Raw genomic sequence first — 26,123 nt, forward strand, 5'->3', positions numbered from 1 at the left:
ATCGTTAATATACAAAAAAGGTGTGATTTGTTAAAGTGGGGAGAGTTTTTACGGTATGGGAAATTATTTAAATTGTCGATTGTTTGGAACACCAGAAGTAAGTTTAGATGGTGAGATTGTTTTGTTTTCTTTTTCTAAAATCAATGCCATGCTTTATTATTTATTAATTAATAAAACCGTTAGTCGTGATGAATTATCAGGACTGTTATGGCCAGATAAGAGTGATAAGAATGCAAAAAAAAATCTTCGAAACGCCATTTACCAAGCAAATAAAAGTTTAGGCATGGAGCTAATTATTTCTCCAAATAAATCATTGTTAATGTTAAATGACACAATTAACTTCACAAGTGATGTGGCGCAATTTACTCAGGATCCTGAAACGTATTATTATCTTTATAAAGGTGAATTTTTGAAAGGGTTTTATTTAAAAGAATGTGAAGGATTTGATTTTTGGGTTGTTAGGATGAAAAGCTTTTTTGAGAAAAAGTTCGTTGAGACCGTTCATCGCCGAATAGAACAAGATATTGCCAATGGTGTGAATGAGCATGTGGAAGAAGCGATTGAACAATTAATGTTTATTGATGAATTTAATGAAATTAACTATCAGTATTTGATGACTTTTTATCAACAACAAAGCCGAGATAATAAAGTAGTAGATGTTTATCATAAGTTATCCAATTTGTTGAAATCAGAGCTTGGCGTTACACCAAACAAACAAACAAAAGTCATTTATGAAACGTCACTTGAGAGGATTTTGTCAGAAAATACGACGAACAATCAACGTTTTTCATCACTATTTTATGGTCGTTCAGAAGAGTTACAACAATTATCAGTCAATTTTGCGGCTTTTAAAAGTCGTCAGTCTTATCAATCTGTGGTGGTTCGTGGTGAAGCAGGTATTGGAAAAAGTGCGTTGATAAATCGGGCGATAGATAGCGTGTCAGATGAGTTTAAAGTCATCGAAACACAGTGCTATCAAGCAGAAGAAAATCATTTGTTACGTCCATGGAAAAAAATTATTGATCAATTGACGGTTATAATAGAAAATCAAGAATTAATTGATCCACTTGTTTGGCAAAAAGTGATTCGAAAAGTTTTTCCTAGTTTTACTCAGCCATTTCTTGAAGTGATTTCGCATGGAGAGACAGAACCTTACAAGGAAAAGATGTTGTCAGATTTGATGATAGAAGCTATTAATAAGTTATCTCAACAACAACAACTTATTTTCTTATTTGATGATATTCAGTGGATGGATGAATCCAGTTTAGATTTGTTGACGACTGTTATACTACATTGCCATACAAATGCGATGTTTCTGATGTCCGCTAGAAGTGTTGAGCGTTATCCATTGGACAAATTTATCAATACATTAAAACAGAGTGGTAAGTTAGCAGTTATCAATCTAGAACCTTTCTCATATGAGGAAACAGATGGATTTATTCGCAAAAAATTGCCGCATTTTGATGTGACAACTACAATAGTCGACAATGTGTATCAACATACGGAAGGAAACTTATTTTTCCTAATTGAGTACGTGTCCCTATTAAATAGCAATATGAATTTAAATACCATGACAGTGAAGATGAAAGATGCTTTACGAAATCGCTTTTTATATCTAACAGAAGAAGAACAAGAACTAGTGTCTATTATTTCTTATTTTTATGATTATGCCTTAATTGATAGTCTGGTGTTTTTAACCAATAGATCAAGTTATGACATCGTGGCGATGATTGAAAGCCTCGTATCGAAAAATATCTTAGTTGAAAAAGTGGTTAGAGATAAAATTGCGACAAGTTTTACTCATGTTAAGTTACGGGAGTTTGTTTATATGAATCAATCTCTTGCTAAAAAACGTGTACTTCATCACCGTATTGCTGAATTTTTAGAATTGCAACTTAAACCTGGAGGCAATGATATTCTTCAGTATGACACGATAGCCTATCACTACAAACATGGAAAAGATGAATTAAGTGGTTTGAAATATCGTCTAAAATATTTTGAAGGGTACCTGGGTTTTTATCATGAGCTATTCCCAGTTGAAGGACAATACGGTGTGGATCCATTTAGTTTCAACAAAGAATGGGCAACAGAGCAATTTGCAAAAATTAATCAACGATTAACACAATTAAGTCCAGATGATAAACAAACAAATATATATAACTTACTCAGACTTCAATATTTGTATCTGGAAGGTCGTTTTTTGATAAAATATGGAGAGTATGAGCGAGGTGTGGCAAACATTCAAAGCGTGTTGATTAGAGCAAGAGAATTAAACGAGAGCTCTTATTTATTAAATGGGTATAAGCAAATGATTTATTATTATATTCAGATAAATGAACCTAAAGAGATGATTTATTACATAGAACTGGCTTTGGATTTGTCGATTCGAGAAAACAATCATCAATCAATCGGTATTTTATTACGTCTTAAGGGACTTTATCATATGATGAGCGGTAATAATACGGTGGCTGAGAAGTTACTAAAAGAGTCTATTAATACGTTTATGTTGACTGATGAAATCAGTAAAAAGTATTCAGTGAGCATTGCAGCAGCCTATAACTACTTAGGTGAAATACGGATGAATAATGGAGCGTATCAAGATGCTGTGGGTATGTTTGAAAAAGCCATTGATTTGTGTCAAAGTAATCAAGCACTCTCAAGTTTAACAATATTCTATATTAATGTTGGCGTGGCGTTGTTTGCTTTAGAAAATTGTGAAGAAGCAGAAATCTATTTCTTAAAAGCAGAAGAAATTTTTTCTAGTCTAAATTTTTACTGGAAACGAGCTAAATTGGATGCATATCTTTCTATTTTGTATGCGCAAAAGAATCATATGCAGAAATCTCAATTTTATTTAATTCAAGGTGAAAAGCACGCAAAACGGATGGGGAATTGTCGTGATATAGGTATGGTAGAATATGCAAAATATATCAATTATCACGTGTACCATCATGACGCTATAGATGATTTTTTACCAGTTGAAACGATTTGTGAGTATTTAAATGACTACCAAGATGCTTATGAAATTAGTAAATTAAAAGAAATTAGATAATAAATTCAAGTCTCAATAAGAGGCTTGAATTTTTTTATCTTTAATCATCGAAGATATTTAGTGAAACCAGTGATTTGATGTTAAAATAAAACTATAAAGAAAAAGAAGGGTGGATATGGGATGTATCCTTTAGCGATTGACGTTGGGACAACCAATATTAAGTTACAAATTTTTGAAAAAGACACGATTATAGAAGAATTAGTCTTACCGATAGAAACATTTACAGATAGAGGAAGTAGAGTTTTCCAAAGTCCAGCTCACATTTATCGTCAAATTGTACGAGGTATTCGTACCATGACACAAGAGGGTTACAACATTGATTCAATCGTTTTGACAACAGCTATGCATAGTATTATGCCAATAGTTGAGGGACGAGACGAAGAGATGTATATTTGGCTAGATGCACAAAGCAAGCCATTTGTTGAAACAATAAAATCAGAAAAAAACTATCTAAATTATTATAAAAAAACGGGCACACCCATTCACGAGATGTCACCTTTTGCAAAAATTGGGCATTTCCAAAAAGAAAAATGGTTTAACGATGTTATTCGGTGGGTTGGAATGAAAGATTACTTAATGGAACGATTGACAGGAGAATTTGTCGTAGATTATTCCATTGCCTCAGCAACAGGCTTATTTAATATCCATGATAAGAAATGGGATGACACCATTTTGAAAAAAGTTGGAACAGATGAATCAATGTTAGCTAAGTTAGTTGATACGGATTATTCTGCCCCACTCCTTGAAGATGTTGCGGATGAATTATTCTTAACACCAAATATCCCAGTTTATATTGGTGCAAGTGACGGTTGTTTAGCGAGTTATGCTAGTTATGTCGCAAATGGTACGCTTAATACCATCACGATTGGAACGAGTGGCGCGGTGCGTAAATTATCTAAAACAATTGAGTTAGATGATAAAGGACAGACGTTTTGCTATTACTTAAACGATACTTATTGGGTCATTGGTGGTGCGACAAATAATGGCGGACAAATTATGACATGGGCTGAAAATATCTTTTTTGAAGGTCAGTCTATTTATCAAGAGCTAAATCATTCTCTTAGTCAATCACCAATCGGAAGTGACGGGCTACTATTTTTCCCTTATTTAACAGGAGAACGTGCCCCAATTTGGCAATCAACTCCTCAAGGAAAATACATTGGACTAAGTTTACAACACACTAAACATCATATGGTTAGAAGTATAGTCGAAGGTATTTTTTATAATTTACGCTATATCAGTGAATTAATTGAATTAGAGCCACGAGAAATTACTGTGAATGGCGGCTTTTTTGCGAATGAGTTATTAGCCATGATGGCGGCTGATATTTTTGGTCAAAATGTTGTTCAATCGGTTTATAATGAACCAAATTTTGGAGCAGTGAGCCTAATTCATCCAGTTAAGTCGTTTTTATTATCAGACCATCGTCGAACATTTTATACGGAAGATAACCATCATTTATATAATCATAGCTATGAATCATTTAAAAAAGAAATAGAAACGAACATTATAAACAAATAACTTTTGAAACTTACGTATATTTTTGACAGAATTTTTATCACTTGTTACAATGAACAAAAAGACAGAATGGAGAATAGTCATGAGTGATATTGCTGTGATTATGGGTAGTAAATCTGATTGGGATACGATGAAAGAAGCATGTGATGTCTTAGATGAACTAAATGTAACATATCAAAAAAAAATTGTCTCAGCTCACCGGACACCAGAGTTAATGTTCGCTTTTGCTCAAGAAGCAGAAAGTAAAGGCTATAAAGTCGTTATCGCAGGAGCAGGTGGTGCGGCTCATTTACCAGGAATGGTGGCAGCTTTAACGACGTTACCAGTGATTGGTGTACCAGTAGAATCAAAAAGTTTAAAAGGAATGGATTCACTTTTATCAATTGTTCAAATGCCAGGGGGAATTCCTGTCGCAACGACAGCTATTGGTAAACCTGGCGCTAAAAATGCTGGTTTATTAGCAGCTCAAATTATTGGCATTACAGATAAAAATATTGGAAAAAATCTGCATCAATATAGACAGCAGTTAAAGAAAACTGTACTAGAAAGTGGTGACTCTTTTGATTAATTCTATCTTGCCTTCGCAAACAGTTGGTATTATTGGTGGTGGACAACTCGGTCAAATGATGGCTCAAAGTGCAAAAGAAAAAGGATTTGTTGTTGGGGTACTTGATCCTAATGACAATTGTCCAGCTGCTCAAGTGTGTGATTTTCATATTCAAGCGTCATATGATGATATCTCTGCTATTAAGAAATTAGCTAATCAATCAGATGTTTTGACGTATGAATTTGAAAATGTCGATGCTAAAGTATTAGAACCATATGACAATATAGGCAAACTCCCTCAAGGGTTGAAACTATTAAAAATATCGCAAAATAGACAATTTGAAAAAGAATTTTTAGTTCAACATAGTATCCCAGTTTCTCCATTTGAAGTCATTCGTTCAGTCGACGAATTAAAAAAAGCACTTAAAGTGATTGGGTTTCCAAGTGTACTGAAAACGATCATTGGTGGGTACGATGGAAAAGGTCAAATTGTGTTGCGCAGTGAAGAGGATATAAAAGACTGTCAAGAATTACTAAAAAATGCGACATGTATTTTGGAAAAATGGGTGTCGTTTGAAAAAGAAATCTCTGTGATCATTTCAAACAATAAGCGTCAAGAGATTAGTGTGTTTCCTGTGGCAGAAAATAAGCATGTGAACAATATTTTGTTTACTAGTATCGCACCAGCTAGAATCAGTGAAGCATGTGCAAAAGAGGCTATATCACTAGCCAAGCGAATTAGTAAAGAACTTGAAGCATGTGGCACAATTACGATTGAAATGTTTGTAACTGAGACAGAAGAATTGGTAGTCAATGAAATTGCACCAAGACCACATAATTCTGGTCATTACACGATTGAATCGTGTTCAGCAAGTCAGTTCGATACACATATATTAGGAATCTGCCAATGGGCAATGCCTAATATCAAAAGTTTTAGTGATGCAGTGATGGTGAACTTAATTGGAGACGAACAAAGCAAAGCGAAACAGGTTGTCTCTGAAAAAAATAATTGGAATTTTCATTTTTATGGAAAAAAAGATGAAAAACCAGGTAGAAAAATGGGTCACATTACGATATTATCAAATAGTATGTCAGAAACATTAACAGAAATTCAAAATCAAGATATTTGGCAATAAGAAAGGAAAAGACAATGATAGAACGTTATACTCGTAAAGAAATGGGAAATATCTGGTCAGATGACAACCGTTATGCTGCATGGTTAGAAGTTGAAATTTTAGCTGCGGAAGCATGGGCAAGCTTAGGAGAAATTCCTAAAGAAGATACTGTATTGATTAGAGAGAATGCGACGTTTGATATTGATCGTATTTTAGAAATCGAACAAGAAACACGTCATGATGTTGTGGCGTTTACGCGTGCAGTTTCTGAGAGTTTAGGACAAGAGAGAAAATGGGTTCACTACGGCCTAACAAGTACAGACGTTGTTGACACAGCTTATGGCTATTTAATGAAACAAGCTAATGATATTTTACGTAAAGATTTGTCTGAGTTTCTTGAAGTAATAAAAGAAAAAGCATTAGAGCATAAATACACAGTTATGATGGGTCGAACGCATGGCGTACACGCGGAACCAACGACATTTGGACTTAAATTAGCGTTATGGTATTCAGAAATGAAACGAAACATCGAGCGCTTTGAACATGCTGCTCGTGGTGTTGAAGCGGGTAAAATTAGTGGTGCTGTTGGAACATTTGCTAATACACCACCTGAAGTTGAAGCGTTTGTCTGTGATAAGTTAGGGATTCGCGCGCAAGAGATTTCAACGCAAGTATTGCCTCGTGACCTACATGCTGAATATATTGCAACAATTGCATTAATCGCCACAAGTATTGAAAAATTTGCAACAGAGATTAGAGGGTTACAAAAATCTGAAACACGTGAAGTCGAAGAATTTTTTGCAAAAGGACAAAAAGGTTCTTCAGCTATGCCGCATAAACGTAATCCAATCGGCTCTGAAAACATGACAGGGTTGGCTCGTGTGTTGCGTGGACACGTGGTAACAGCTTATGAAAATGTGTCTTTATGGCATGAAAGAGATATCTCTCATTCATCTGCAGAACGTATTATTATTCCAGATTCAACGATTTTATTAGATTATATGTTACAACGATTTACTAACATTGTTAAAAATTTAACAGTATTCCCTGAGAATATGAAACGTAACATGGGTGCTACGTTTGGTTTGATTTATAGTCAACGTGTGCTATTGAAATTGATTGATAAAGGTATGTCTCGTGAGGAGGCGTATGATTTAGTACAACCAAAAACAGCTATTTCTTGGGATGAACAAACTGATTTTAGACCATTACTAGAATCTGATGAAAAAATTATGTCTGTCTTGTCTAAAGAAGAATTAGACGATGCATTTGACTATAACTATCACTTAAAACATGTTGATGATTTATTTGATAGAGTAGGATTAATAAAATAATGACTGAGGTTCGCGAAATCTATTTTCGTGGCCTTTTTATTTTGTCTAAAATCATACTAATTATATTAAAAGCGAACGTTTTAGAGAATGTTTTGTTTTATCGTTAATAATTAATTGACGTTCAAAAAAACTCTTGTTACTATATGTTTATTAAATGAATAATGTTAATAAAATATATGAAAATGTTCTTTAATGACGAAAGGAAGAAAAGAAATGTCAGAATTTTTATATTTAGGTAAGGCTAAAAGCGTACATTCGACAGAAAAAGAAAATGAGTTAAGGTTGGTTTATCTAGATCAGGCAACGGCATTAAATGGTAAAAAGAAAGATGAAATTATTGGTAAAGGTCAATTGAATAATTCAATTAGTTCTGAAGTGTTTCGATATCTATCTTCAAAAGGAGTTATACATCATTGGATTAAGCAACTTAGTGAGAATGAGCAGTTAGTTAAAGCTGTGACAATAATTTCGCTTGAAGTCGTCGTTCGAAACATTGCAGCAGGAAGTTTTTCAAAGCGTTTTGGTATAAAAGAAGGAACGATCTTACCAACACCCATTCTTGAGTTTTATTATAAAGACGATGCCTTGGATGATCCATTTATGAATGAAGATCATATTGATTATTTAGATATTGCAACAAAAGAAGAAGTGGCTTTTATTAAAGAACAATCTTTTACAATTAATGATTGTCTAAAAGAATTGTTTTCATCTATTGGATTGACATTAGTTGATTTTAAATTGGAGTTTGGACGAGATAGTGACGGACGCATTATTCTAGCAGATGAGGTAACACCAGATACGTGTCGTTTATGGGAAGATAAGACGAACAAATCATTAGATAAAGACGTTTACCGAAAAGACATTGGAGATTTGGTGAGTGTATATAAAGAAGTTGAAAAACGATTAAGCGAAAGAAAAGGAGAATAATCATGTTTAAAGTAAGAGTGTATGTAAACTACAAAGCATCCATTTTAGATCCGCAAGCTGCAGTTATTGATGGAGCTATCAAACGTTTAGGTGAAGATGGTGTATCAGATATTCGCGTGGGAAAAGTATTTGATTTTGTGATTAAAGCAGATAGCAAACAAGATGCTGAAGCAAAAGTTGATAAGATTAGTGATAATTTATTAGCTAATCCGAACATGGAGACCTATGACTTTACTGTTACGGAGGTTAACTAATCATGGCAAAATTTGGTGTAGTAGTATTCCCTGGTTCAAATGGTGATCAAGATTTATTGTTAGCTATTCAAGATGTGATTGGTGAAGAAGCCGAATATGTGTCACACAGAACAACTGACTTGTCAGAGTATGACGTTGTTTTATTGCCAGGTGGTTTTTCTTATGGTGATTACTTAAGATGTGGGGCTATTGCTAAATCAAGTCCAGTGATGGAAGCAGTAAAACAGTTTGCCAGTGAAGGAAAACCAGTCTTTGGCACATGCAATGGATTCCAAATCTTAACAGAGACAGGTCTTTTACCAGGTGTTTTATTAAATAACACATCGCTGAAATTCATTTGTGGCATGCAACCATTAAAAGTGAAGAATAATCAAACAATGTTTACAAATGAATATGAACAAGATGAAATCATTACCTTACCGATTGCTCACGGTGAAGGAAATTATTACTGTGACAATGCAACTTTAAAAGAATTAAAAGAAAACAATCAAATTATTTTTACTTATGAAAAAACAAATCCAAATGGCAGTGTGGAAGACATTGCAGGCATTACAAATAAGGAAGGAAATATTATTGGTTTAATGCCCCATCCAGAACGCGCGATGGAAGATTTATTAGGTAGTTCTGATGGCAAAAAACTATTTCAATCAATCGTAAATCATTTAAGAAAGGTGACGGCATAACATGGTAAAAGCACAAACAATGACTCCGGAAGAAGTGAAAGAATCTAAGATTTATCAAGAATGGGGTTTGAAAGACTCTGAGTATGAGTACATAGCTGATTCGATTTTAGGTCGTTTACCCAACTACACAGAAACAGGTTTGTTTGCTGTCATGTGGAGTGAGCATTGTTCTTATAAAAATAGTAAACCTGTGCTAAAACATTTTCCAACATCGAACCAACATGTTTTACAAGGGCCTGGTGAAGGTGCTGGTATTGTGGATATTGGAGATGGGTTAGCTGTTGTGTTTAAAGCAGAAAGTCACAATCATCCATCAGCGGTTGAACCTTATGAAGGGGCAGCTACAGGAGTTGGTGGAATTATTCGTGATATTTTTAGTATGGGTGCTAGACCGATTGCTATGTTGAATTCTTTACGTTTTGGTGAAATTAAAACTAATCGTACTAAATATTTAATTGAAAAAGTAGTCGCGGGGATTGGTGGCTATGGTAATAGTATTGGGATACCAACTGTTGGTGGCGAGATTGCGTTTGACGCGTGTTATGAAGGCAACCCATTAGTGAATGCAATGTGTGTTGGTTTAATTAGACATGAAGACATCCAAAAAGGACAAGCAAAAGGAATTGGCAATCCAATCATGTACGTTGGAGCAAAAACAGGACGAGATGGGATTCATGGTGCAACGTTTGCGTCAGTTGAGTTTGTAGAAGGTGAAGAACAACAACGTTCTGCGGTACAAGTAGGCGATCCATTCATGGAAAAAGGCTTAATGGAAGCGTGTCTTGATTTGATTTTAAATCATTCAGATTGTTTAGTCGGAATTCAAGATATGGGTGCGGCTGGTTTGGTTTCTTCAAGTTCAGAGATGGCGTCAAAAGCTGGATCAGGATTAGAACTTTACTTAGATGACGTGCCACAACGTGAAACAGACATGACACCTTATGAAATGATGTTATCTGAGTCACAAGAAAGAATGTTACTTTGTATCAAAAAAGGAAAAGAACAACAAGTCATCGAATTATTTGAATCTTACGGTTTAGATGCTGTAACAATTGGTCATGTAACAATGGACAAGCGTTATAAATTATTTTTCCAAGGAGAAAAAGTCGCGGATATTCCTGTTGACTCGTTAGCGGAAGATGCGCCGGTGTATCATAACGAACAAGAAAAACCAAAACGCATCATTGAATTTGAAAAACAAGAAGCATATAAACCTAAAATAAAAGACTTTAAACAAACAACATTATCTCTTTTAGCTCAACCAACTATTGCGTCAAAACAATCATTATACGGAACTTATGACTCACAAGTTCGTACTAATACTGTTGTAGGTCCTGGTAGTGATGCTGCTGTCCTACGTGTAAGAGGAACACAAAAAGCTCTTGCGATGACAACTGATTGTAATGGGAGATACTTGTATTTAGATCCAAAAGAAGGCGGAAAAATGGCGGTGAGTGAAGCAGCTAGAAATATTGTGGCAAGTGGTGCAAGACCATTAGCTATTACAGACTGTTTAAACTTTGGTTCACCAGAAAAATCTGAAGGATTCTATGAGTTAGATCAAGCAGCAAGAGGAATTGCTCGAGCGTGTGAAGCATTTGATACGCCCGTTATTTCAGGTAATGTTTCGTTATACAATGAAACGAATAATCAGTCTATCTACCCAACACCTATGATAGGAATGGTTGGCGTAGTTGAGGATTTATCCCATGTTACAACTCAAGATTTTAAAGAAGCATCAGATTTGATTTATGTGTTAGGTGAAACGAATGCTGATTTTTCAGGTAGCGAAATTCAAAAATTATTAACTGGTAAGATTTCAGGGACTATATCAGCTGTTGAATTAGAAGAAGAAGTGGTCATTCAAGCTAAATTATTACAAGCTATTCAATCAGGTTATGTAAAAAGTGCTCATGACTGTGCTGAAGGTGGGCTATTAATTAGTGTGATTGAATCAACATTTGGAAATGGATTAGGTGTTGATATTAAGACGAACCTAGCAACAGAATTAGTGTTTGCCGAGACATCAGGACGATTCGTTGTCAGCGTGTCACCTGAAGATAAAGATGCATTTGAATCTGTATTAAAGAAAGATGCTACTTTATTAGGAAAAGTGACAAATGATGGTGTGATAAAAGTTAGTACAGCCGACGATTCATTAGAATTACCAGTTGCAAAAGCCAAAGAAGTATGGGAGGAAGCAATACCATGTCTCATGAAATAAAAGGGATAAATGAAGAATGTGGTGTGTTTGGTGTATGGAACCATAAAGATGCCAGTCAAATGACTTATTATGGCTTACATAGTTTACAACATAGAGGACAAGAAGGTGCAGGGATTGTGTCATTAGAGAACAATCGCCTGCATGGTCATCGAGGACTAGGGTTATTGCATGAGGTATTTGCTAACCCTGATTTATTAACACAATTAAAAGGCCACTCTGCGATTGGTCATGTGCGTTATGGAACAAGTGGCGGGGGAGATATTATTAACATTCAGCCCTTTTTATTTCGCTTTTACAATGCTGAAATGGCATTAGCTCATAATGGAAATTTGATTAATGCTAAAACGTTACGTAAAGAATTAGAAGAAGAGGGGGCTATTTTTCATTCTAATTCTGATACAGAAATCTTGATGCACTTAATTCGTCGTAGTAATAAAGACACATTCATCGACAAATTATCTGAAGCGTTGACTATTGTCAAAGGCGGGTTCGCTTATTTACTGCTAACGGATGATGCCATGTATGCAACGCTTGATCCAAATGCTTTTCGTCCTTTATCTATTGGCCGTACGAGTAATGGTGCTTATGTTGTCTCAAGTGAAACGTGTGCTTTAGATACGATTGGAGCAATGTTTGTCAGAGATGTCGAACCTGGTGAAATTATTGAGATCAGCGATAACGGATTAAAAAGCTACCGTTACACTGATGAGACGATGTATTCAATTTGTTCAATGGAGTACATTTACTTTGCACGACCTGATTCAAACATCAAAGGAATTAATGTTCACTCTGCTCGTAAACGCATGGGAAAAACATTAGCTAAAGAACATCCTGTTGAAGCAGATATGGTCATTGGTGTGCCTAATAGTTCTCTTTCAGCGGCTAGTGGGTATGCTGAAGCAAGTTCTATTCCTTATGAAATGGGATTGGTAAAAAACCAATATGTCGCTAGAACGTTTATTCAACCAACACAAGAACTGCGAGAAGAAGGTGTTCGATTAAAGCTATCTGCTGTTCGTGGTGTTGTGGAAGGAAAACGCGTGATTTTAGTGGATGATTCAATCGTCCGTGGGACAACATCAAAACGTATTGTTCGTTTGTTAAAAGAGGCTGGTGCAACAGAAGTTCATGTTAGAATTTCATCACCTCCATTAGCATATCCATGTTTTTATGGGATTGATATTCAAACAAAAGAAGAATTAATTGCTGCAAATTATTCAACAGATAAAATTAGAGAAATTATTGAAGCTGATTCGTTAGAATTTTTAACAGAAGAAGGTTTGATTAACTCGATTGGATTAAAGTTAGATGCCCCTTATAACGGGTTATGTATGGCGTATTTCAATGGTGATTACCCTACACCTTTATATGATTATGAATACAGAGAAAACAAGGAGGACTAGTATGTCAACAGCATATGAAAAATCAGGAGTCAATGTTGAAGCAGGATACGAAGTCGTAGAAAGAATTAAAGCTCACACAAAAAAAACAGAGCGTTTAGGGATGATGAGTGCATTAGGTGGATTTGGTGGCTGCTTTGATTTAAGTCAGTATCATGTGAAAGAGCCTGTCCTTGTTTCTGGAACAGATGGTGTGGGAACAAAATTAATGATTGCCATTGAAGTAGACAAACATGACACAATAGGGATTGATTGTGTTGCCATGTGTGCAAACGACATTTTAGCTCAAGGAGCGGAACCTTTGTTCTTTTTAGATTATATTGCTACAGGAAAAACATATCCTGAAAAAATCGAAAAAATTATTGAAGGTGTAGCTAGTGGCTGTGTGGAATCCAAAATGGCTTTAATTGGTGGCGAAACAGCTGAGATGCCTGATATGTATGGTGAAAACGATTATGATTTAGCTGGATTTGCGGTTGGATTGGCAGAAAAATCAGAATTAATCGATTCATCAACTATTTCTGAAGGTGATGTATTAATCGGCGTTGCATCAAGTGGGATTCATTCAAATGGTTTTTCACTAGTCAGACAAATCTTATTTAAAGATCATGATTTTTCTTTAGATACAGTTTTAGATGAGTTAAATGGAAAAACTTTAGGTGATGTGTTATTAACGCCAACAAAACTTTACATAAAAAGTGTTTTACCATTAATTAAAATGCAAAAAATTAAAGGCATTGCTCATATTACTGGTGGAGGTTTCTATGAAAATATTCCTAGAATGTTACCAGAGAATATATCAGCCACTATAACAAAAGGTACGTGGCCAGTACTACCTATTTTTGATTGTTTACAAAAACTTGGAAATATCAGCGAAAAAGATATGTTTAGTACATTTAATATGGGAATTGGTATGGTACTAGCAGTTGATAAAAGAGATGCTCAGACAGTTTTAGATTATATCAATGATCATGATGAACTTGCTTATACAATTGGACAAGTTGAACTAGGTGAGACAAGTTCTGTTCACATTAAAGGAGAGAGTCGATGAGATTTGCCATTTTTGCTTCAGGAAACGGATCAAATTTTGAAGCAATAGTTAAAGCGAGTCAACAAGGAAATATTGCTGGAACATTGGTCTGTTTATTTTGTGATAAAAAAGATGCCTACGTGATTGAACGAGCAAAAAAGTATGACGTGCCTTATTTTGTGATGGAAAAAAAGGTACATCAGACAAAAGAAGCGTATGAACAAAATATTTTGACGATGCTAGAAAATGAAGACATAGATTTCATTGTGTTAGCAGGCTATATGAAAATTATCGGCCCAACACTTTTGAATCAATACAAAAAGAAAATCATTAATTTGCATCCATCCTTATTACCAAAATATCCGGGAAATAAAAGCATAAAAGAAGCCTATGAAAGCACTGATGAAAAGACTGGTGTGACGATTCATTTAGTGGATGAAGGTGTGGATACTGGCCCAATTATCTATCAAGAAAGTTTAGCAATTAACCGTGAGCTTTCTTTAGAAGAATTTGAGGAAGAGATGCATCAATTAGAGCATCATGTATTACCAATTATTTTAAATCAATTTATCTTGGAGGAATTTAAGAATGTCTAAAAAGCGTGCACTCATTAGCGTTTATGATAAAACTGGTGTAGCAGATTTTGCAAAAGAGTTAGTTAAGTTAGGTTATGACATTATTTCAACTGGCGGAACAAAACGAATACTTGAATCTGAGGGAATTAAGTGTTTGAGTGTGGAAGAAGTAACGAAGTTTCCAGAGATGCTTGATGGACGAGTAAAAACACTGCATCCATTTATTCATGGTGGATTATTAGCTAGACGAGATAATTCAGAACACATGAATACATTAAAAGAACACCATATAGAGATGATTGATTTAGTGTGTGTCAATTTGTACCCATTTAAAGAAACCATTGCTCAACCTAATGTGACACAAAATGAAGCGATTGAACAAATTGATATTGGTGGCCCGAGTATGTTACGAAGTGCCGCGAAAAACTTTGCTAGTGTGACGGTTGTTGTTGATAGTAGTGATTATGAGATTGTTTTAAATGAATTGAGTGAAGCAGGGGACACAACACTTAAAACAAGACAATCATTAGCAGCAAAAGTATTTGCAACCACATCAGACTATGATGCAAGCATCGCTAATTACTTGTCAGAAGAAAATGATGAAAAAGGGTTACCAAACCAATTGTCACTAAACTATACAAAAGTTGATACTTTAAGATATGGTGAAAACAATCATCAAAAAGCGTATTTCTATCAATCAGATGATAATCAATCAGAAATCGGAATAGGAACAGCAAAACAATTACATGGGAAAGAATTATCTTATAACAACTATAAAGATACTAATGCAGCGATACATTTAGTCAAAGAATTTGATGAACCAACAGTGGTTGCTGTGAAACATATGAATCCATGTGGTGTTGGTTTTGGAAAAACGATACATGAAGCTTACAGCTTAGCTTATGAAAGTGATCCGATTTCGATTTTTGGTGGCGTACTAGCTTTTAATCGTGAAATTGATGCTGATTTGGCTGAAAGTTTAAATCAATTGTTTTTAGAAATTATTATTGCCCCAAGTTTTACAGCTGACGCTTTAGAGATATTAGAGAAAAAGAAAAATCGTCGTTTGCTTCAATTAGACACAACGAAACCAAACCAATCTGAGTGGGAGTTAGTCAGTGTCTCAGGTGGTTTACTAGTGCAAGAGTCTGATACTAAAATTGACGATGAGACAGAATGGACAGTTGTTACGGAGACATTACCAACAGTTGAAGACATTGATGCATTGAAAAAAATGTGGCTAGTGGTTAAATCTGTAAAAAGTAATGCGATTGTTGTCGGTAACGCTCGCCATACATTAGGTATTGGTGCTGGACAAATGAATCGTGTCGGGTCAGTAAAATTAGCAATTGATCAAGCAGGTGATTTAGCCAAAGGTGCTGTATTAGCTAGTGATGCCTTTTTCCCAATGCCTGATAGTGTGGAATATGCAGCAAAACATGGGATAAAAGCAATCATACACCCAGGTGGTAGTGTGAAAGACCAAGAATCAATTGATGTAGCAAATGAGTATGGTATTGCAATGATTGTCACTGGAACAAGACATTTCAAACATTAAGAGGAGAAGACTTGATGAAAAGAAAACTATTGGTAATTGGTAGTGGTGGACGCGAGCATGCGATTGGTAAAAAATTATTACAAAGTCCACTAGTTGAAACAGTCTATTGTTTACCGGGAAATGCAGGAATGGTCATAGATGGGATTCAGTTAGTAGATGGAAACGAAAGTGATCAAGAATTTATTGCATCATTTTGTCAGGATAAAGAGATTAGTTGGGTATTTGTCGGACCTGAAGTGCCTTTAATAGATGGATTAGTTGATTTTCTAGAGACAAAAGGGATAAAAGCGTTTGGACCTAAAAAAAATGCAGCCATTATTGAAGGTTCAAAAGATTTTGCAAAACGACTAATGGCCAAATATGATATTCCAACGGCAAATTATGAAACATTTACTGATAGAGATGATGCAATTGCCTATTTATCAACACAGGAATTACCGATTGTCATCAAAGCAGATGGATTAGCTGCAGGTAAAGGTGTTGTGATTGCCCAAACCATTGAAGAAGCAACACAAGCTGTTGATGATAATTTATTAAATAATGTTTTTGATAGTGAAGAACCTAAAATTGTGATTGAAGAATTTTTAGTTGGTAAGGAATTTTCTTTATTGTCATTTGTGGGAGACTCTTTTGTGTACCCAATGGTTGCAGCGAAAGATCACAAAGCAATTTTTGATGGAGACAAAGGACCAAATACTGGTGGAATGGGTGTATATACTCCTGTGCCGTATGTGACAGATTCAGTGTATCAAGCGTCACTATCAAAAATAGTTTCCCCAACAGTAGATGCGATGAAAAAAGAAGGAAGAGCTTTCCAAGGGATTTTATATACTGGATTAATCCTGACAAAAGATGGTCCGAAAGTCATTGAGTATAATGCTCGCTTTGGGGATCCTGAAACACAAGTATTGCTTGAAAGATTAGAAACAGATTTAGTTGAAGTAATCGAATCTATTTTGGATGGTCAATCATTAGAAGTTTCTTGGAAAAATACTGGATTTGACTTAGGGGTTGTTGTCTCTGCAAAAGGATATCCAAATAGTTATGAAAAAGGAAAACCTTTAAACATTGATACAACGAATAAAGAAGTGAACCTTTTCTTTGCAGGAGTTGCAAAGAAAAATGATTCTCTTGTCTCAAATGGTGGTCGAGTATTTATGGCTGAAAGTAGTGGAGCAACACTCGAAGAAGCGAGACAAAAAGTATATGGTTGGTTATCTGAGCAACAGTTAACTGATTTTTATTATCGAACAGATATTGGAAAATAAAACAAGCTGACTAGGACTATTTTAACCTGGTCAGCTTGTTTTATTATTTTAAATTATTGCCAAAAACACTGATTAATCCGCCGCCCAAATTATTATTAGTATAGGGATAATTTGTGATAGTCAGATACAATTCACCGGTTTCTTTTGATAACTGTCCACTTACAGCTAATGGAGTAAGTGACGCTCTTAAATCAGAAACGACACGTGGTAAGTAGCTGTTATTCTCAAGAGTTGTTTTAGCTTTTGTTAGTATCGCTTTTTCATTTTTGGGAATTTCTTTAAGTATCAGCTTATCAATACAACATATAAACTCCTTGTTAGACATTTGTTTTTGCATGAAATATCCTCTTTTCGTTTTTATGATAATATTACGACATGTTTTACTCTGTGTAGTAATAAAAGTTATTATTCTAGACGTTTGTCAATAATGGAACGTAGCACTTTTTCTCTTAATTCAAGGGAATCAACATTATATTTAATTTCATATCCTTTAATTAGTAAATCACAAATATATAATTGGGACATTTTACCGGCAATTGATCCACCATCTAAAAATTCATCAACAGTTGTTTGAAGTACAACATCTGCTAATTGAGCGATTGGTGATAACAAATAATTTGTAATGGCTATAATTGTTGCTTGATTTTGTTTCGCGATTTTTAAAGAGCTATAGGTGTCCTTAGTCTTACCAGAAAGAGATAATCCAATCACCAAATCTTCTTTGGTTAGTAATGAGGCAATTTGTGCTTGTAAATGGGGATCAATACTTGCATTAGCTTGAAGGCCAACTCTTAAAAACATAGATTCTAAATCATTGGCGGTGTTCCCGCTTGATCCCATGCCAAAAATATGAATGTTTTTGGCCGAGCTTAGAAGATTAATGGCTGTATCCAAAGCATGATTATCTAATATCTTTTCTGTCATTTTTAACGTATGAGCCAAATTAGTAGCAAAATCACTGTAGAAAAAGGTCGAATTATTTTGTTTTTTTTTGTTGGTGAAGTCTTCTTTAGCAATTTCTATTTTTAAGTCAGTAAAGCCAGAAAATCCTAATTTTTGACAAAATCTAATTATTGTAGCGTCTCCAACACCTGTTTCTTGTTTGACTTCACTCATTGTAGAATGGATAATTTTTTCATTAGTGGTTGTAATATAATCAGCAATTTTTTTCTCTGATTTAGTTAATGTTTCGTAATGATCCTGCAATAGCTGTTTAAAGCTCATAATAACCCTCCGTCAATATAGTTACTGTTATAAGTATACGATAAAAAAAATAAATTGACTAATCTATTTACATTTATGAAAACGTATGCTAAGTTAATTTTGGAGAATAAATCCGAAATTAATTAAAAACGGAGCGGAAGTGGAGTATGAAGAAAGAAGAATTTTTATCGCAAATTCATAAAGGCTTAATTGTTTCCTGTCAAGCATTACCGGGAGAACCCCTATATACTAAAGAAGGTGGTGTAATGCCTTTATTGGCTTTAGCAGCAAAGGAAGCTGGAGCAGTTGGAATCAGAGCAAATTCAGTTAGAGATATTCAACAGATTAAAGAAAAAGTTGATTTGCCAGTCATTGGTATTATTAAGAGAGATTACTTACCTGAGAAACCTTTTATCACAGCAACCATGAAAGAGGTAGATGAATTAGTAGAAACAGGTGTAGAGGTTATTGCTTTAGACTGTACGTTAAGACAACGTCATGATGGCTTAACGATTAATGAATTTATTAAACAAATAAAAGAAAAATATCCACAACAACTATTTATGGCAGATATCGCTACATTAGAAGAGGGGATAAATGCCCATAAAGCAGGGATTGATTTTATTGGGACAACACTTTGTGGCTATACAGAAGAAAGTAAGGATATGGTAGTACCAAATGATGATTTAATTAAATCATTGATTGAATGCGGAGCTAATGTAATAGCTGAAGGACAAATACATACACCAGAAGTAGCAAAACGTATCATGGATTTAGGTGTGAGTGGCCTAGTCGTTGGTGGTGCAATTACACGTCCAAAAGAGATAGCAACTCGTTTTATTAACGAATTAAATAAGGAGGAAAACTAATATGTTTAAAAAATTTTCTCAATTGGGTAGAGCATTTATGTTACCAATATCGATTTTACCAGTAGCAGGATTGTTACTTGGTTTAGGCGGTGCGTTAACAAATGAAAGTGCTGTGGCTGCCTATCCATTTTTAAATCAAGGTTGGTTACAAACGATATTGACTGTGATGAGTTCAGCAGGAAATGCCGTGTTTGCTAACCTAGCATTAATTTTTGCTATTGGTATTTCTGTTGGGTTAGCTAAAGGAGACAAAGGAACAGCTGGATTAGCTGGTGGTGTAGCCTTTCTAGTTTATACAGCAACTATTAGTGGGTTATTACAATTATTTTCAGCAGAAGGTGCCACGATTGATACAGGGGTTGTTGGGTCAATCGTTATAGGTGTCACTGTTGCTACGCTACATAATAAATATCGTAAAATTCAATTACCACAATTTTTAGGTTTTTTTGGTGGGTCAAGGTTTATTCCAATTGTTTCATCATTTGCTGCAATTATTATAGGTAGTTTCTTCTATATTATTTGGCCACCAATTCAAGATATGTTAGTTGTCGCAGGAAATCACATTGCTGATATGGGAAGTATCGGAACGTTTTTCTATGGATTCTTATTACGTTTAACTGGTGCAGTTGGACTACATCATACAATTTACCCAATGTTTTGGTATACCTCTCTTGGTGGTAGTGAAGTTGTGGCAGGTCAAACGATTTCAGGTGCACAAAATATCTTTTTCGCTCAGTTAGCTGATCCTCAACATACAGGACTATTTACTTATGGAACTAGATTCTTCGCTGGTCGTTTTATTACAATGATGTTTGGGTTACCTGCTGCCTGTTATGCTATGTATCGTGCTATTCCGAAAGCTAATAGGGAAAAAAATGGCGGATTATATTTTAGTGGAGCTTTGACATCATTTTTGACAGGTATTACAGAACCAGTTGAATACATGTTCTTATTTGTTGCGCCATGGTTATACGTCATTCACGCATTTTTGGATGGATTAGCCTTTTACTTTGCTGATATTTTAAATATTCGTATAGGTAATTCTTTTTCTGGTGGATTAATCGACTTTTTATTATTTGGTTTACTTCAAGGTGAAGATAAAACAAATTGGATAAAAGTCATTCCTTTAGGGTTATTATGGGCAGTTATATACTACTTAGTATTCACTGTATGCATTAAAAAATTCCATGTTGCCATTCCAGGAATGGAAGATGCAAGTAGTACGTTAAATGAAGTTGATGTAGTGGATAAAAATAGTACATTGCATGAAGATGCTGTGAAGATTATTGAAGTGTTGGGAACAGAAGAAAATATTGAGTCTGTTACAGCATGTGCAACACGTTTAAGAGTATCAGTGAAAGATAGTCAAAAAGTTCAAGTAGATGTATTTAAAACTCTTGGTGCAACAGCAGTATTTGAAGTTCAAGGAGGAATTCAAGCTGTATATGGTGGTAAAGCCGATTTGTTAAGTCAAGAAATTAATCAAATTTTAGGGTTGGATGAGTAAATTTTTTAGTCGAATAAATGAATTAATCTAATCTTAATTATGTGAGGTGTTTTAAATGTTTAAGATGTTTAAAAAGAAAGAAAAATCAATATATGCAGTAGCAACAGGACAATTGATTGAATTAGCTAATGTGTCTGATGCGATGTTCTCTCAAAAAATGATGGGAGATGGTTTTGCAGTGTTACCAACAGATGGTAATGTGTCATCACCTATAGATGGAAAGGTAATGTCTGTTTTTCCAACGAAACATGCTATCACATTGGAAACAAATGATGGCTTAGAGTGTTTAATTCATATGGGGGTTGATACGGTTGAATTAAATGGAGAACCATTTACTATCCATGTTCAGGAAGGAGATAATGTATCTTCAGAGACGTTATTAGCAACTATCGATTTAGATAAACTAAAATCAGCAAGTAAACATATAGATATTATCGTTGTTTTTCCAAATTATGCCGAAAAAATTAAATTAATGGAAATGGACACGTTAAAGCAAGTTGTTTCAACAAATCAAATAGGCAAGCTAATTTTAAAATAAATAAATGGTATATCTGACACACTAAGAGTTAAGTGAATCATTCTGACTTTTAGTGTTTTTTTTATTATAGACTTCTTTTTTTTTCGATAGAAATTAATTAGTCGTAACGGATGAAATATCATTAAAAATAGCGTATAATAAGAATTGACGTAGAGTGCCTAGGAGCCTCTATTTTTTTTGAAAGGAAGAAACTATGTTTAATCAATATAAACCGACATGGATGGTAGATAAAATTTACAATATTACGCCTGCGCAATTGAAATCAAAAGGGATTGATGCAGTGTTGACTGACTTAGACAACACTTTAATTGCTTGGAATAATCCTGATGGAACGCCTGAGTTATTGGAATGGATTAAAAATATGAAAGCAGCTAATATTCCAGTAATTGTCGTGTCTAATAATAAAGCATCACGAATTGAACGAGCTGTTAATTCATTAGGTCTTGATTATGTGTCACGAGCGATGAAACCTTTTAATAAAGGATTTAAGGAAGTTGAAAGACGCTATAATTTACCAAATAAACATCTAGTGATGATTGGTGACCAGTTGATGACGGATATTAAAGGAGCTAATAGTGCGGGTATTCGTACTATATTAGTAAAACCGATTGTTGAAACCGACGCTTGGAACACCCAATTTAATCGTGCGATGGAAACGAAGATCATGTCTTATTTAGTAAAAAAACATCCAGATATGAAATGGAGGACGTCATTAAATGACTGATGAACTAAAATGTATAGGGTGTGGCTCAACTATACAAACTGAAGATGCCGATAAAATAGGTTATACACCTCAATCTGCCTTAGACAAAGGAATGGAATCTGGTGAGTTATATTGTCAAAGATGTTTTCGTTTAAGACATTATAATGAGATTCAAGATGTGGATTTAACAGATGGTGATTTTCTAGCTTTGTTAAATAAAATAGGTGATGCGGATGCATTAATTGTCAATGTTGTGGATATTTTTGATTTTAATGGAAGTTTAATTCCAGGTTTACATCGATTCGTCGGTGATAATCCTGTTCTTTTAGTTGGAAATAAAGCGGATATTTTACCTAAATCACTTAAAAAACCACGCTTAATTCAATGGATGAAGGAACGCTCTCACGAAGCTGGTTTACGACCAATAGATGTGACGTTGACTAGTGCTAAACGTAAGCAAGATATAAGTGATTTACTTGAGTTGATTGATAAGTATCGTGATGGTAGAGATGTATATATAGTAGGTGTAACAAATGTTGGTAAATCAACATTAATCAATGAAATTATTAGACAATCAGCAGGTGTTGATAATGTTATTACAACGTCTCAATTTCCTGGAACGACACTTGATTTGATAGAAATTCCATTTGAAGATGGTAGTTGTTTAATTGATACACCTGGAATCATTCATCGTCATCAGATGGCGCATTATCTTGGAAAAAAAGATTTACGATTAGTGTCACCAACTAAAGAAATCAAGCCAAAAGTGTATCAATTAAATGATGGGCAAACACTCTTTTTAGGAGGATTAGCTCGTTTTGATGTGATTCAAGGTGAAAAAATGGGATTTATTGTTTATGTTTCAAATGAACTAGTTCTTCATCGGACAAAGCTTGCAACGGCAAGTGAATTTTATGAAAAACATGTCGGTGGATTGTTACAACCACCTAGAGAAGACGAAGTAGAAGAATTTCCAGAGCTTGTTCGGTTTGAATTCTCTATAAAAGAAAAGACAGATTTAGTATTTGCTGGACTTGGTTGGGTTACTATACCAAAACCATGTGTCATTGCAGGATGGGCACCAAAGGGCGTTGATGTTATCATCAGAAAAGCCTTGATTTAAGAAAGAGGGATAAAACATATATGGAATTACGTGGAAAACAAAAACGATTTTTAAGAAGTCAGGCACATCATTTAGATCCAATCGTACAAATTGGTAAGCATGGCTTAACTGATACAGTATATGATCAGGTAGATGATATTCTAGAAAGACGTGAATTGATTAAAATAACGTTATTACAAAATACTGATGAAGATATTCAAGACGTTGCTTGGCGAATGGAAGAAGAACTTGATTGTGCGGTTGTTCAAATAATTGGACGCATTATAGTGCTATTTAGACCTTCTTCAAAAGAAAAATACCAAAAACTATCACCTCTTGTCAGAAAAATGTAGGAGTAGAGCTATGTTAACTCATGTAGATAACCATACAATCGTACACGAAAAAACGGAAATGATTAATGAGCCAAGAAAACGAGTTGGGATTTTAGGTGGAGGGTTTAATCCAGTTCATCTAGGGCATTTGGTGATGGCAGAACAGGTGTATGCCCAACTAGCTTTAGATGAGTTTTATCTCATGCCAACTTATCAACCACCGCATGTTGACAAAAAAACAGTGATTGATGCAAGCCACCGAGTTGCAATGTTAGAATTAGCGACAAAATCAAATCCTCATCTTAAGGTTGAATTAGAAGAAGTATATCGTGAAGGAAAAAGTTATACGTTTGATACGATGGAGTCTTTAATTGCAAAAAATCCAAATACGGATTATTATTTTGTTATAGGTGGAGATATGGTTGACTACTTACCAAAATGGTATAAAATTGATGAGTTAATGAAGATGATTCAATTTGTTGCGATTAAACGGAGTGGTTTTCCACAAACATCTGATTACCCATTAATCTGGGTCGATTCTCCAATGATGGATATCAGCTCGTCTTTGATACGACAAAATATTCAAAGAGGATGCCCAATTAAGTATTTGGTACCTGATAACGTGATTGACTATATACAAAAAAAGGATTTGTATCGCCATGACAACTGAGTTAGTTTATAGCAAACAATATACTGATTTAACTCGTGAAGACTTAATGCAAAAAGTATCTGAACAAATGTCTGATAAACGATTTCAGCATGTGTTACGAGTAGAAAAAAAAGCATTGGAATTAGCGAATAACTATCAAATTGATAAAGAAAAAGCAAGTATTGCAGCGTTAACTCATGATTACGCAAAGGAAAGACCTGATGAAGAGATGATCGATATCATTCAAAACGAAGGTTTTTCTCGTGAATTATTGGAGTATGGAAATGCGATATGGCACGGCATACTAGGTGCTTATCTGGTGAAAATAGAATTAGGTATTACTGATCAAGAGATTCTTGATGCGATCACGATACATACGACTGGTGCTAAAGAGATGAGTGATTTGGCTAAGGTGATTTATGTGGCAGATTATATTGAGGATGGTCGTGATTTTCCTGGTGTTGTCGAGGCAAGAGAAAGTGCAGAAAGAAGTTTAGATGAAGCTGTTTCATATGAGACATATCACACCTTAACTTATTTATTAAAAAGTAAAAAGAAAATATACCCAAAAACATTAGAAACATACAATTATTGGGTTGTAAGTCATTAGGAGGGATTTATTATTAATAGTGAGCAGATTTTAGAATTAGTAGTAAAGGCAGCAGATGATAAACGTGCAGAGGATATCGTTGGTTTAGATGTATCAAAGGTGTCTCTGTTAGCAGATTATTTCGTAGTTTGTCATGGAAATAGTGACAAGCAAGTATTAGCGATTGCAAAAGAAATTATTGACGAAGCATATAAACATGAGGTTGATGTTAGACGTGTTGAAGGAAAAGAGTCAGCTCGTTGGATTTTAATTGATTTAGGTGATGTCATTGCACATATTTTTTACGGAGAAGAACGTGAATTTTATAATCTAGAAAAATTATGGTCAGATGCACCACTTGTTAATATCGATCATATGGTAGTTAGTTAATGACAATTTATAAAACGTTCGCTAAGATTTATGATGAGGTCATGGACGAAACATTATATGAAGATTGGTTGGATTTTACAACGCGTCATATTGGAGAGTCACAAAAAGATATTTTAGAACTTGCGTGTGGGACAGGCATATTATCGGTTGAATTAGCCAATATCGGTCATCAGGTAACAGGACTAGATTTGTCTGAAGAGATGATTGAATTAGCGAAAGAACGAACAACAGAAGATGATGAATTGTTATCTTTTGAAGTTGGAGATATGCTAGATTTGAAGAAAACGAACCAATATGATGTGGTAACGTGTTTTTCAGATTCATTGTGTTACATGCCAGATGAAGAAGCAGTTCAGACTGTTTTTAATGAAGTAAATCGTGCGTTGAAATCAGGTGGGATATTTTTATTTGATGTTCATTCTATTTTTAAAATAGAACACGAATTTCCAGAATATAGTTATCATTATCAAACGGATGAATTTGCCTTTTTATGGGAAAGTTATCCAGGAGATGTACCGTATAGCGTTGAACACTTTTTGACATTTTTTGTAAAAGAAACAGAAGAAAAGGACATCTTTAAACGTTATGATGAACTGCATGAAGAACGTACTTATTCAATCGAAACATATGAAAAAATGCTTTCTAAATCAGGGTTCACTGATATTAAAGTCGTTGCTGATTTTACAGATAATGAACCAAATGACGAAAGTATACGTTGGTTTTTCATTTGTCAAAAATAATTATGTAGCTTAGAGAC

26 protein-coding genes are annotated in these 26,123 nt (G+C 34.7%); 24 read left to right on the forward strand and 2 right to left on the reverse strand.

The features are described from left to right. The first annotated feature begins 55 nt into the window (after positions 1 to 55). The 14 genes from MN581_RS05265 (at position 56) to purD (ending at position 17,484) form a co-directional block, all read left to right on the forward strand. Positions 56 to 3,052 (forward strand): AAA family ATPase, encoded by a 2,997-nt coding sequence (locus MN581_RS05265; protein ID WP_241699329.1) that lies wholly within the window; start codon positions 56 to 58, stop codon positions 3,050 to 3,052. 120 nt (positions 3,053 to 3,172) lie between these two features. Next, on the forward strand, positions 3,173 to 4,573 hold the full coding sequence (locus MN581_RS05270) for a gluconokinase (RefSeq protein WP_241699330.1): 1,401 nt from the start codon (positions 3,173 to 3,175) through the stop codon (positions 4,571 to 4,573). A gap of 49 nt (positions 4,574 to 4,622) precedes the next feature. Further along, positions 4,623 to 5,138, forward strand: a complete 516-nt coding sequence (gene purE, locus MN581_RS05275) for a 5-(carboxyamino)imidazole ribonucleotide mutase (protein ID WP_241699331.1) — start codon at positions 4,623 to 4,625, stop codon at positions 5,136 to 5,138. Beyond that, positions 5,122 to 6,252 carry a 5-(carboxyamino)imidazole ribonucleotide synthase gene (gene purK / locus MN581_RS05280; RefSeq protein WP_241699332.1) on the forward strand — a complete coding sequence of 377 codons (1,131 nt, stop codon included), beginning with the start codon at positions 5,122 to 5,124 and terminating at the stop codon, positions 6,250 to 6,252. Before purE ends, purK begins: the two co-directional genes overlap by 17 nt. Positions 6,253 to 6,266: 14 nt before the next feature. Beyond that, a complete protein-coding gene (purB, locus tag MN581_RS05285) occupies positions 6,267 to 7,565 on the forward strand; it encodes an adenylosuccinate lyase (protein WP_117972633.1) in 1,299 nt (432 codons plus the stop codon). A gap of 213 nt (positions 7,566 to 7,778) precedes the next feature. Beyond that, positions 7,779 to 8,492 carry a phosphoribosylaminoimidazolesuccinocarboxamide synthase gene (purC, locus tag MN581_RS05290; RefSeq protein WP_241699333.1) on the forward strand — a complete coding sequence of 238 codons (714 nt, stop codon included), beginning with the start codon at positions 7,779 to 7,781 and terminating at the stop codon, positions 8,490 to 8,492. 2 nt (positions 8,493 to 8,494) lie between these two features. Continuing rightward, a complete protein-coding gene (gene purS / locus MN581_RS05295) occupies positions 8,495 to 8,746 on the forward strand; it encodes a phosphoribosylformylglycinamidine synthase subunit PurS (RefSeq protein WP_241699334.1) in 252 nt (83 codons plus the stop codon). Between the two features lie 2 nt (positions 8,747 to 8,748). Continuing rightward, positions 8,749 to 9,429 (forward strand): phosphoribosylformylglycinamidine synthase subunit PurQ, encoded by a 681-nt coding sequence (gene purQ, locus MN581_RS05300; protein WP_241699335.1) that lies wholly within the window; start codon positions 8,749 to 8,751, stop codon positions 9,427 to 9,429. A 1-nt stretch (position 9,430) separates the two neighbouring features. After that, on the forward strand, positions 9,431 to 11,653 hold the full coding sequence (gene purL, locus MN581_RS05305; protein ID WP_117972636.1) for a phosphoribosylformylglycinamidine synthase subunit PurL: 2,223 nt from the start codon (positions 9,431 to 9,433) through the stop codon (positions 11,651 to 11,653). Continuing rightward, positions 11,638 to 13,056 carry an amidophosphoribosyltransferase gene (purF, locus tag MN581_RS05310; protein WP_241699336.1) on the forward strand — a complete coding sequence of 473 codons (1,419 nt, stop codon included), beginning with the start codon at positions 11,638 to 11,640 and terminating at the stop codon, positions 13,054 to 13,056. Before purL ends, purF begins: the two co-directional genes overlap by 16 nt. Before the next feature lies 1 nt (position 13,057). Beyond that, a complete protein-coding gene (purM, locus tag MN581_RS05315; protein WP_241699337.1) occupies positions 13,058 to 14,104 on the forward strand; it encodes a phosphoribosylformylglycinamidine cyclo-ligase in 1,047 nt (348 codons plus the stop codon). Next, positions 14,101 to 14,679: a phosphoribosylglycinamide formyltransferase gene (gene purN / locus MN581_RS05320; RefSeq protein ID WP_117972639.1), complete on the forward strand. Its 579-nt coding sequence runs from the start codon at positions 14,101 to 14,103 to the stop codon at positions 14,677 to 14,679. Before purM ends, purN begins: the two co-directional genes overlap by 4 nt. Then, positions 14,672 to 16,216 carry a bifunctional phosphoribosylaminoimidazolecarboxamide formyltransferase/IMP cyclohydrolase gene (gene purH, locus MN581_RS05325; protein WP_117972640.1) on the forward strand — a complete coding sequence of 515 codons (1,545 nt, stop codon included), beginning with the start codon at positions 14,672 to 14,674 and terminating at the stop codon, positions 16,214 to 16,216. The genes purN and purH overlap by 8 nt, the downstream gene beginning before the upstream one ends. Before the next feature lie 14 nt (positions 16,217 to 16,230). Then, positions 16,231 to 17,484 (forward strand): phosphoribosylamine--glycine ligase, encoded by a 1,254-nt coding sequence (gene purD / locus MN581_RS05330; RefSeq protein WP_241699338.1) that lies wholly within the window; start codon positions 16,231 to 16,233, stop codon positions 17,482 to 17,484. A gap of 43 nt (positions 17,485 to 17,527) precedes the next feature. Here purD and MN581_RS05335 read toward each other — a convergent pair whose 3' ends face one another. Both MN581_RS05335 and MN581_RS05340 read right to left on the reverse strand, forming a co-directional pair. Then, complete coding sequence (locus MN581_RS05335; RefSeq protein WP_071457271.1) at positions 17,528 to 17,821, reverse strand: bacteriocin immunity protein; 294 nt, start codon at positions 17,819 to 17,821, stop codon at positions 17,528 to 17,530. Positions 17,822 to 17,889: 68 nt separating this feature from the next. Then, positions 17,890 to 18,708 carry a MurR/RpiR family transcriptional regulator gene (locus MN581_RS05340; RefSeq protein ID WP_241699339.1) on the reverse strand — a complete coding sequence of 273 codons (819 nt, stop codon included), beginning with the start codon at positions 18,706 to 18,708 and terminating at the stop codon, positions 17,890 to 17,892. Between the two features lie 146 nt (positions 18,709 to 18,854). Between MN581_RS05340 and MN581_RS05345 the strand changes: the two genes are divergently transcribed. The 10 genes from MN581_RS05345 (at position 18,855) to MN581_RS05390 (ending at position 26,106) form a co-directional block, all read left to right on the forward strand. After that, positions 18,855 to 19,556 carry an N-acetylmannosamine-6-phosphate 2-epimerase gene (locus tag MN581_RS05345; protein WP_079347626.1) on the forward strand — a complete coding sequence of 234 codons (702 nt, stop codon included), beginning with the start codon at positions 18,855 to 18,857 and terminating at the stop codon, positions 19,554 to 19,556. 1 nt (position 19,557) lies between these two features. Then, the gene (locus MN581_RS05350; protein WP_241699340.1) at positions 19,558 to 21,063 is read left to right on the forward strand and encodes a PTS transporter subunit EIIC; all 1,506 of its coding nucleotides are present in this window, start codon (positions 19,558 to 19,560) and stop codon (positions 21,061 to 21,063) included. Between the two features lie 55 nt (positions 21,064 to 21,118). Then, positions 21,119 to 21,601 carry a PTS glucose transporter subunit IIA gene (locus tag MN581_RS05355; protein ID WP_241699341.1) on the forward strand — a complete coding sequence of 161 codons (483 nt, stop codon included), beginning with the start codon at positions 21,119 to 21,121 and terminating at the stop codon, positions 21,599 to 21,601. Between the two features lie 193 nt (positions 21,602 to 21,794). Then, on the forward strand, positions 21,795 to 22,325 hold the full coding sequence (locus MN581_RS05360; protein ID WP_117972645.1) for a YqeG family HAD IIIA-type phosphatase: 531 nt from the start codon (positions 21,795 to 21,797) through the stop codon (positions 22,323 to 22,325). Beyond that, positions 22,318 to 23,427: a ribosome biogenesis GTPase YqeH gene (gene yqeH / locus MN581_RS05365; protein WP_117972646.1), complete on the forward strand. Its 1,110-nt coding sequence runs from the start codon at positions 22,318 to 22,320 to the stop codon at positions 23,425 to 23,427. The genes MN581_RS05360 and yqeH overlap by 8 nt, the downstream gene beginning before the upstream one ends. A 20-nt stretch (positions 23,428 to 23,447) precedes the next feature. Further along, entirely contained in the window at positions 23,448 to 23,759 is a 312-nt protein-coding gene (gene yhbY, locus MN581_RS05370) for a ribosome assembly RNA-binding protein YhbY (protein ID WP_241699342.1), read from the forward strand. Between the two features lie 10 nt (positions 23,760 to 23,769). Beyond that, positions 23,770 to 24,408: a nicotinate-nucleotide adenylyltransferase gene (locus MN581_RS05375; protein ID WP_241699343.1), complete on the forward strand. Its 639-nt coding sequence runs from the start codon at positions 23,770 to 23,772 to the stop codon at positions 24,406 to 24,408. After that, the gene (yqeK, locus tag MN581_RS05380; protein ID WP_117972649.1) at positions 24,398 to 24,997 is read left to right on the forward strand and encodes a bis(5'-nucleosyl)-tetraphosphatase (symmetrical) YqeK; all 600 of its coding nucleotides are present in this window, start codon (positions 24,398 to 24,400) and stop codon (positions 24,995 to 24,997) included. Before MN581_RS05375 ends, yqeK begins: the two co-directional genes overlap by 11 nt. Positions 24,998 to 25,024: 27 nt before the next feature. Next, the gene (rsfS, locus tag MN581_RS05385) at positions 25,025 to 25,366 is read left to right on the forward strand and encodes a ribosome silencing factor (protein WP_233519168.1); all 342 of its coding nucleotides are present in this window, start codon (positions 25,025 to 25,027) and stop codon (positions 25,364 to 25,366) included. Beyond that, positions 25,366 to 26,106: a class I SAM-dependent methyltransferase gene (locus MN581_RS05390; protein ID WP_117972651.1), complete on the forward strand. Its 741-nt coding sequence runs from the start codon at positions 25,366 to 25,368 to the stop codon at positions 26,104 to 26,106. The genes rsfS and MN581_RS05390 overlap by 1 nt, the downstream gene beginning before the upstream one ends. The last annotated feature ends 17 nt before the right edge of the window (positions 26,107 to 26,123 follow it).

This window comes from Vagococcus sp. CY53-2 (genome assembly GCF_022604695.1).
GTDB lineage: Bacteria > Bacillota > Bacilli > Lactobacillales > Vagococcaceae > Vagococcus.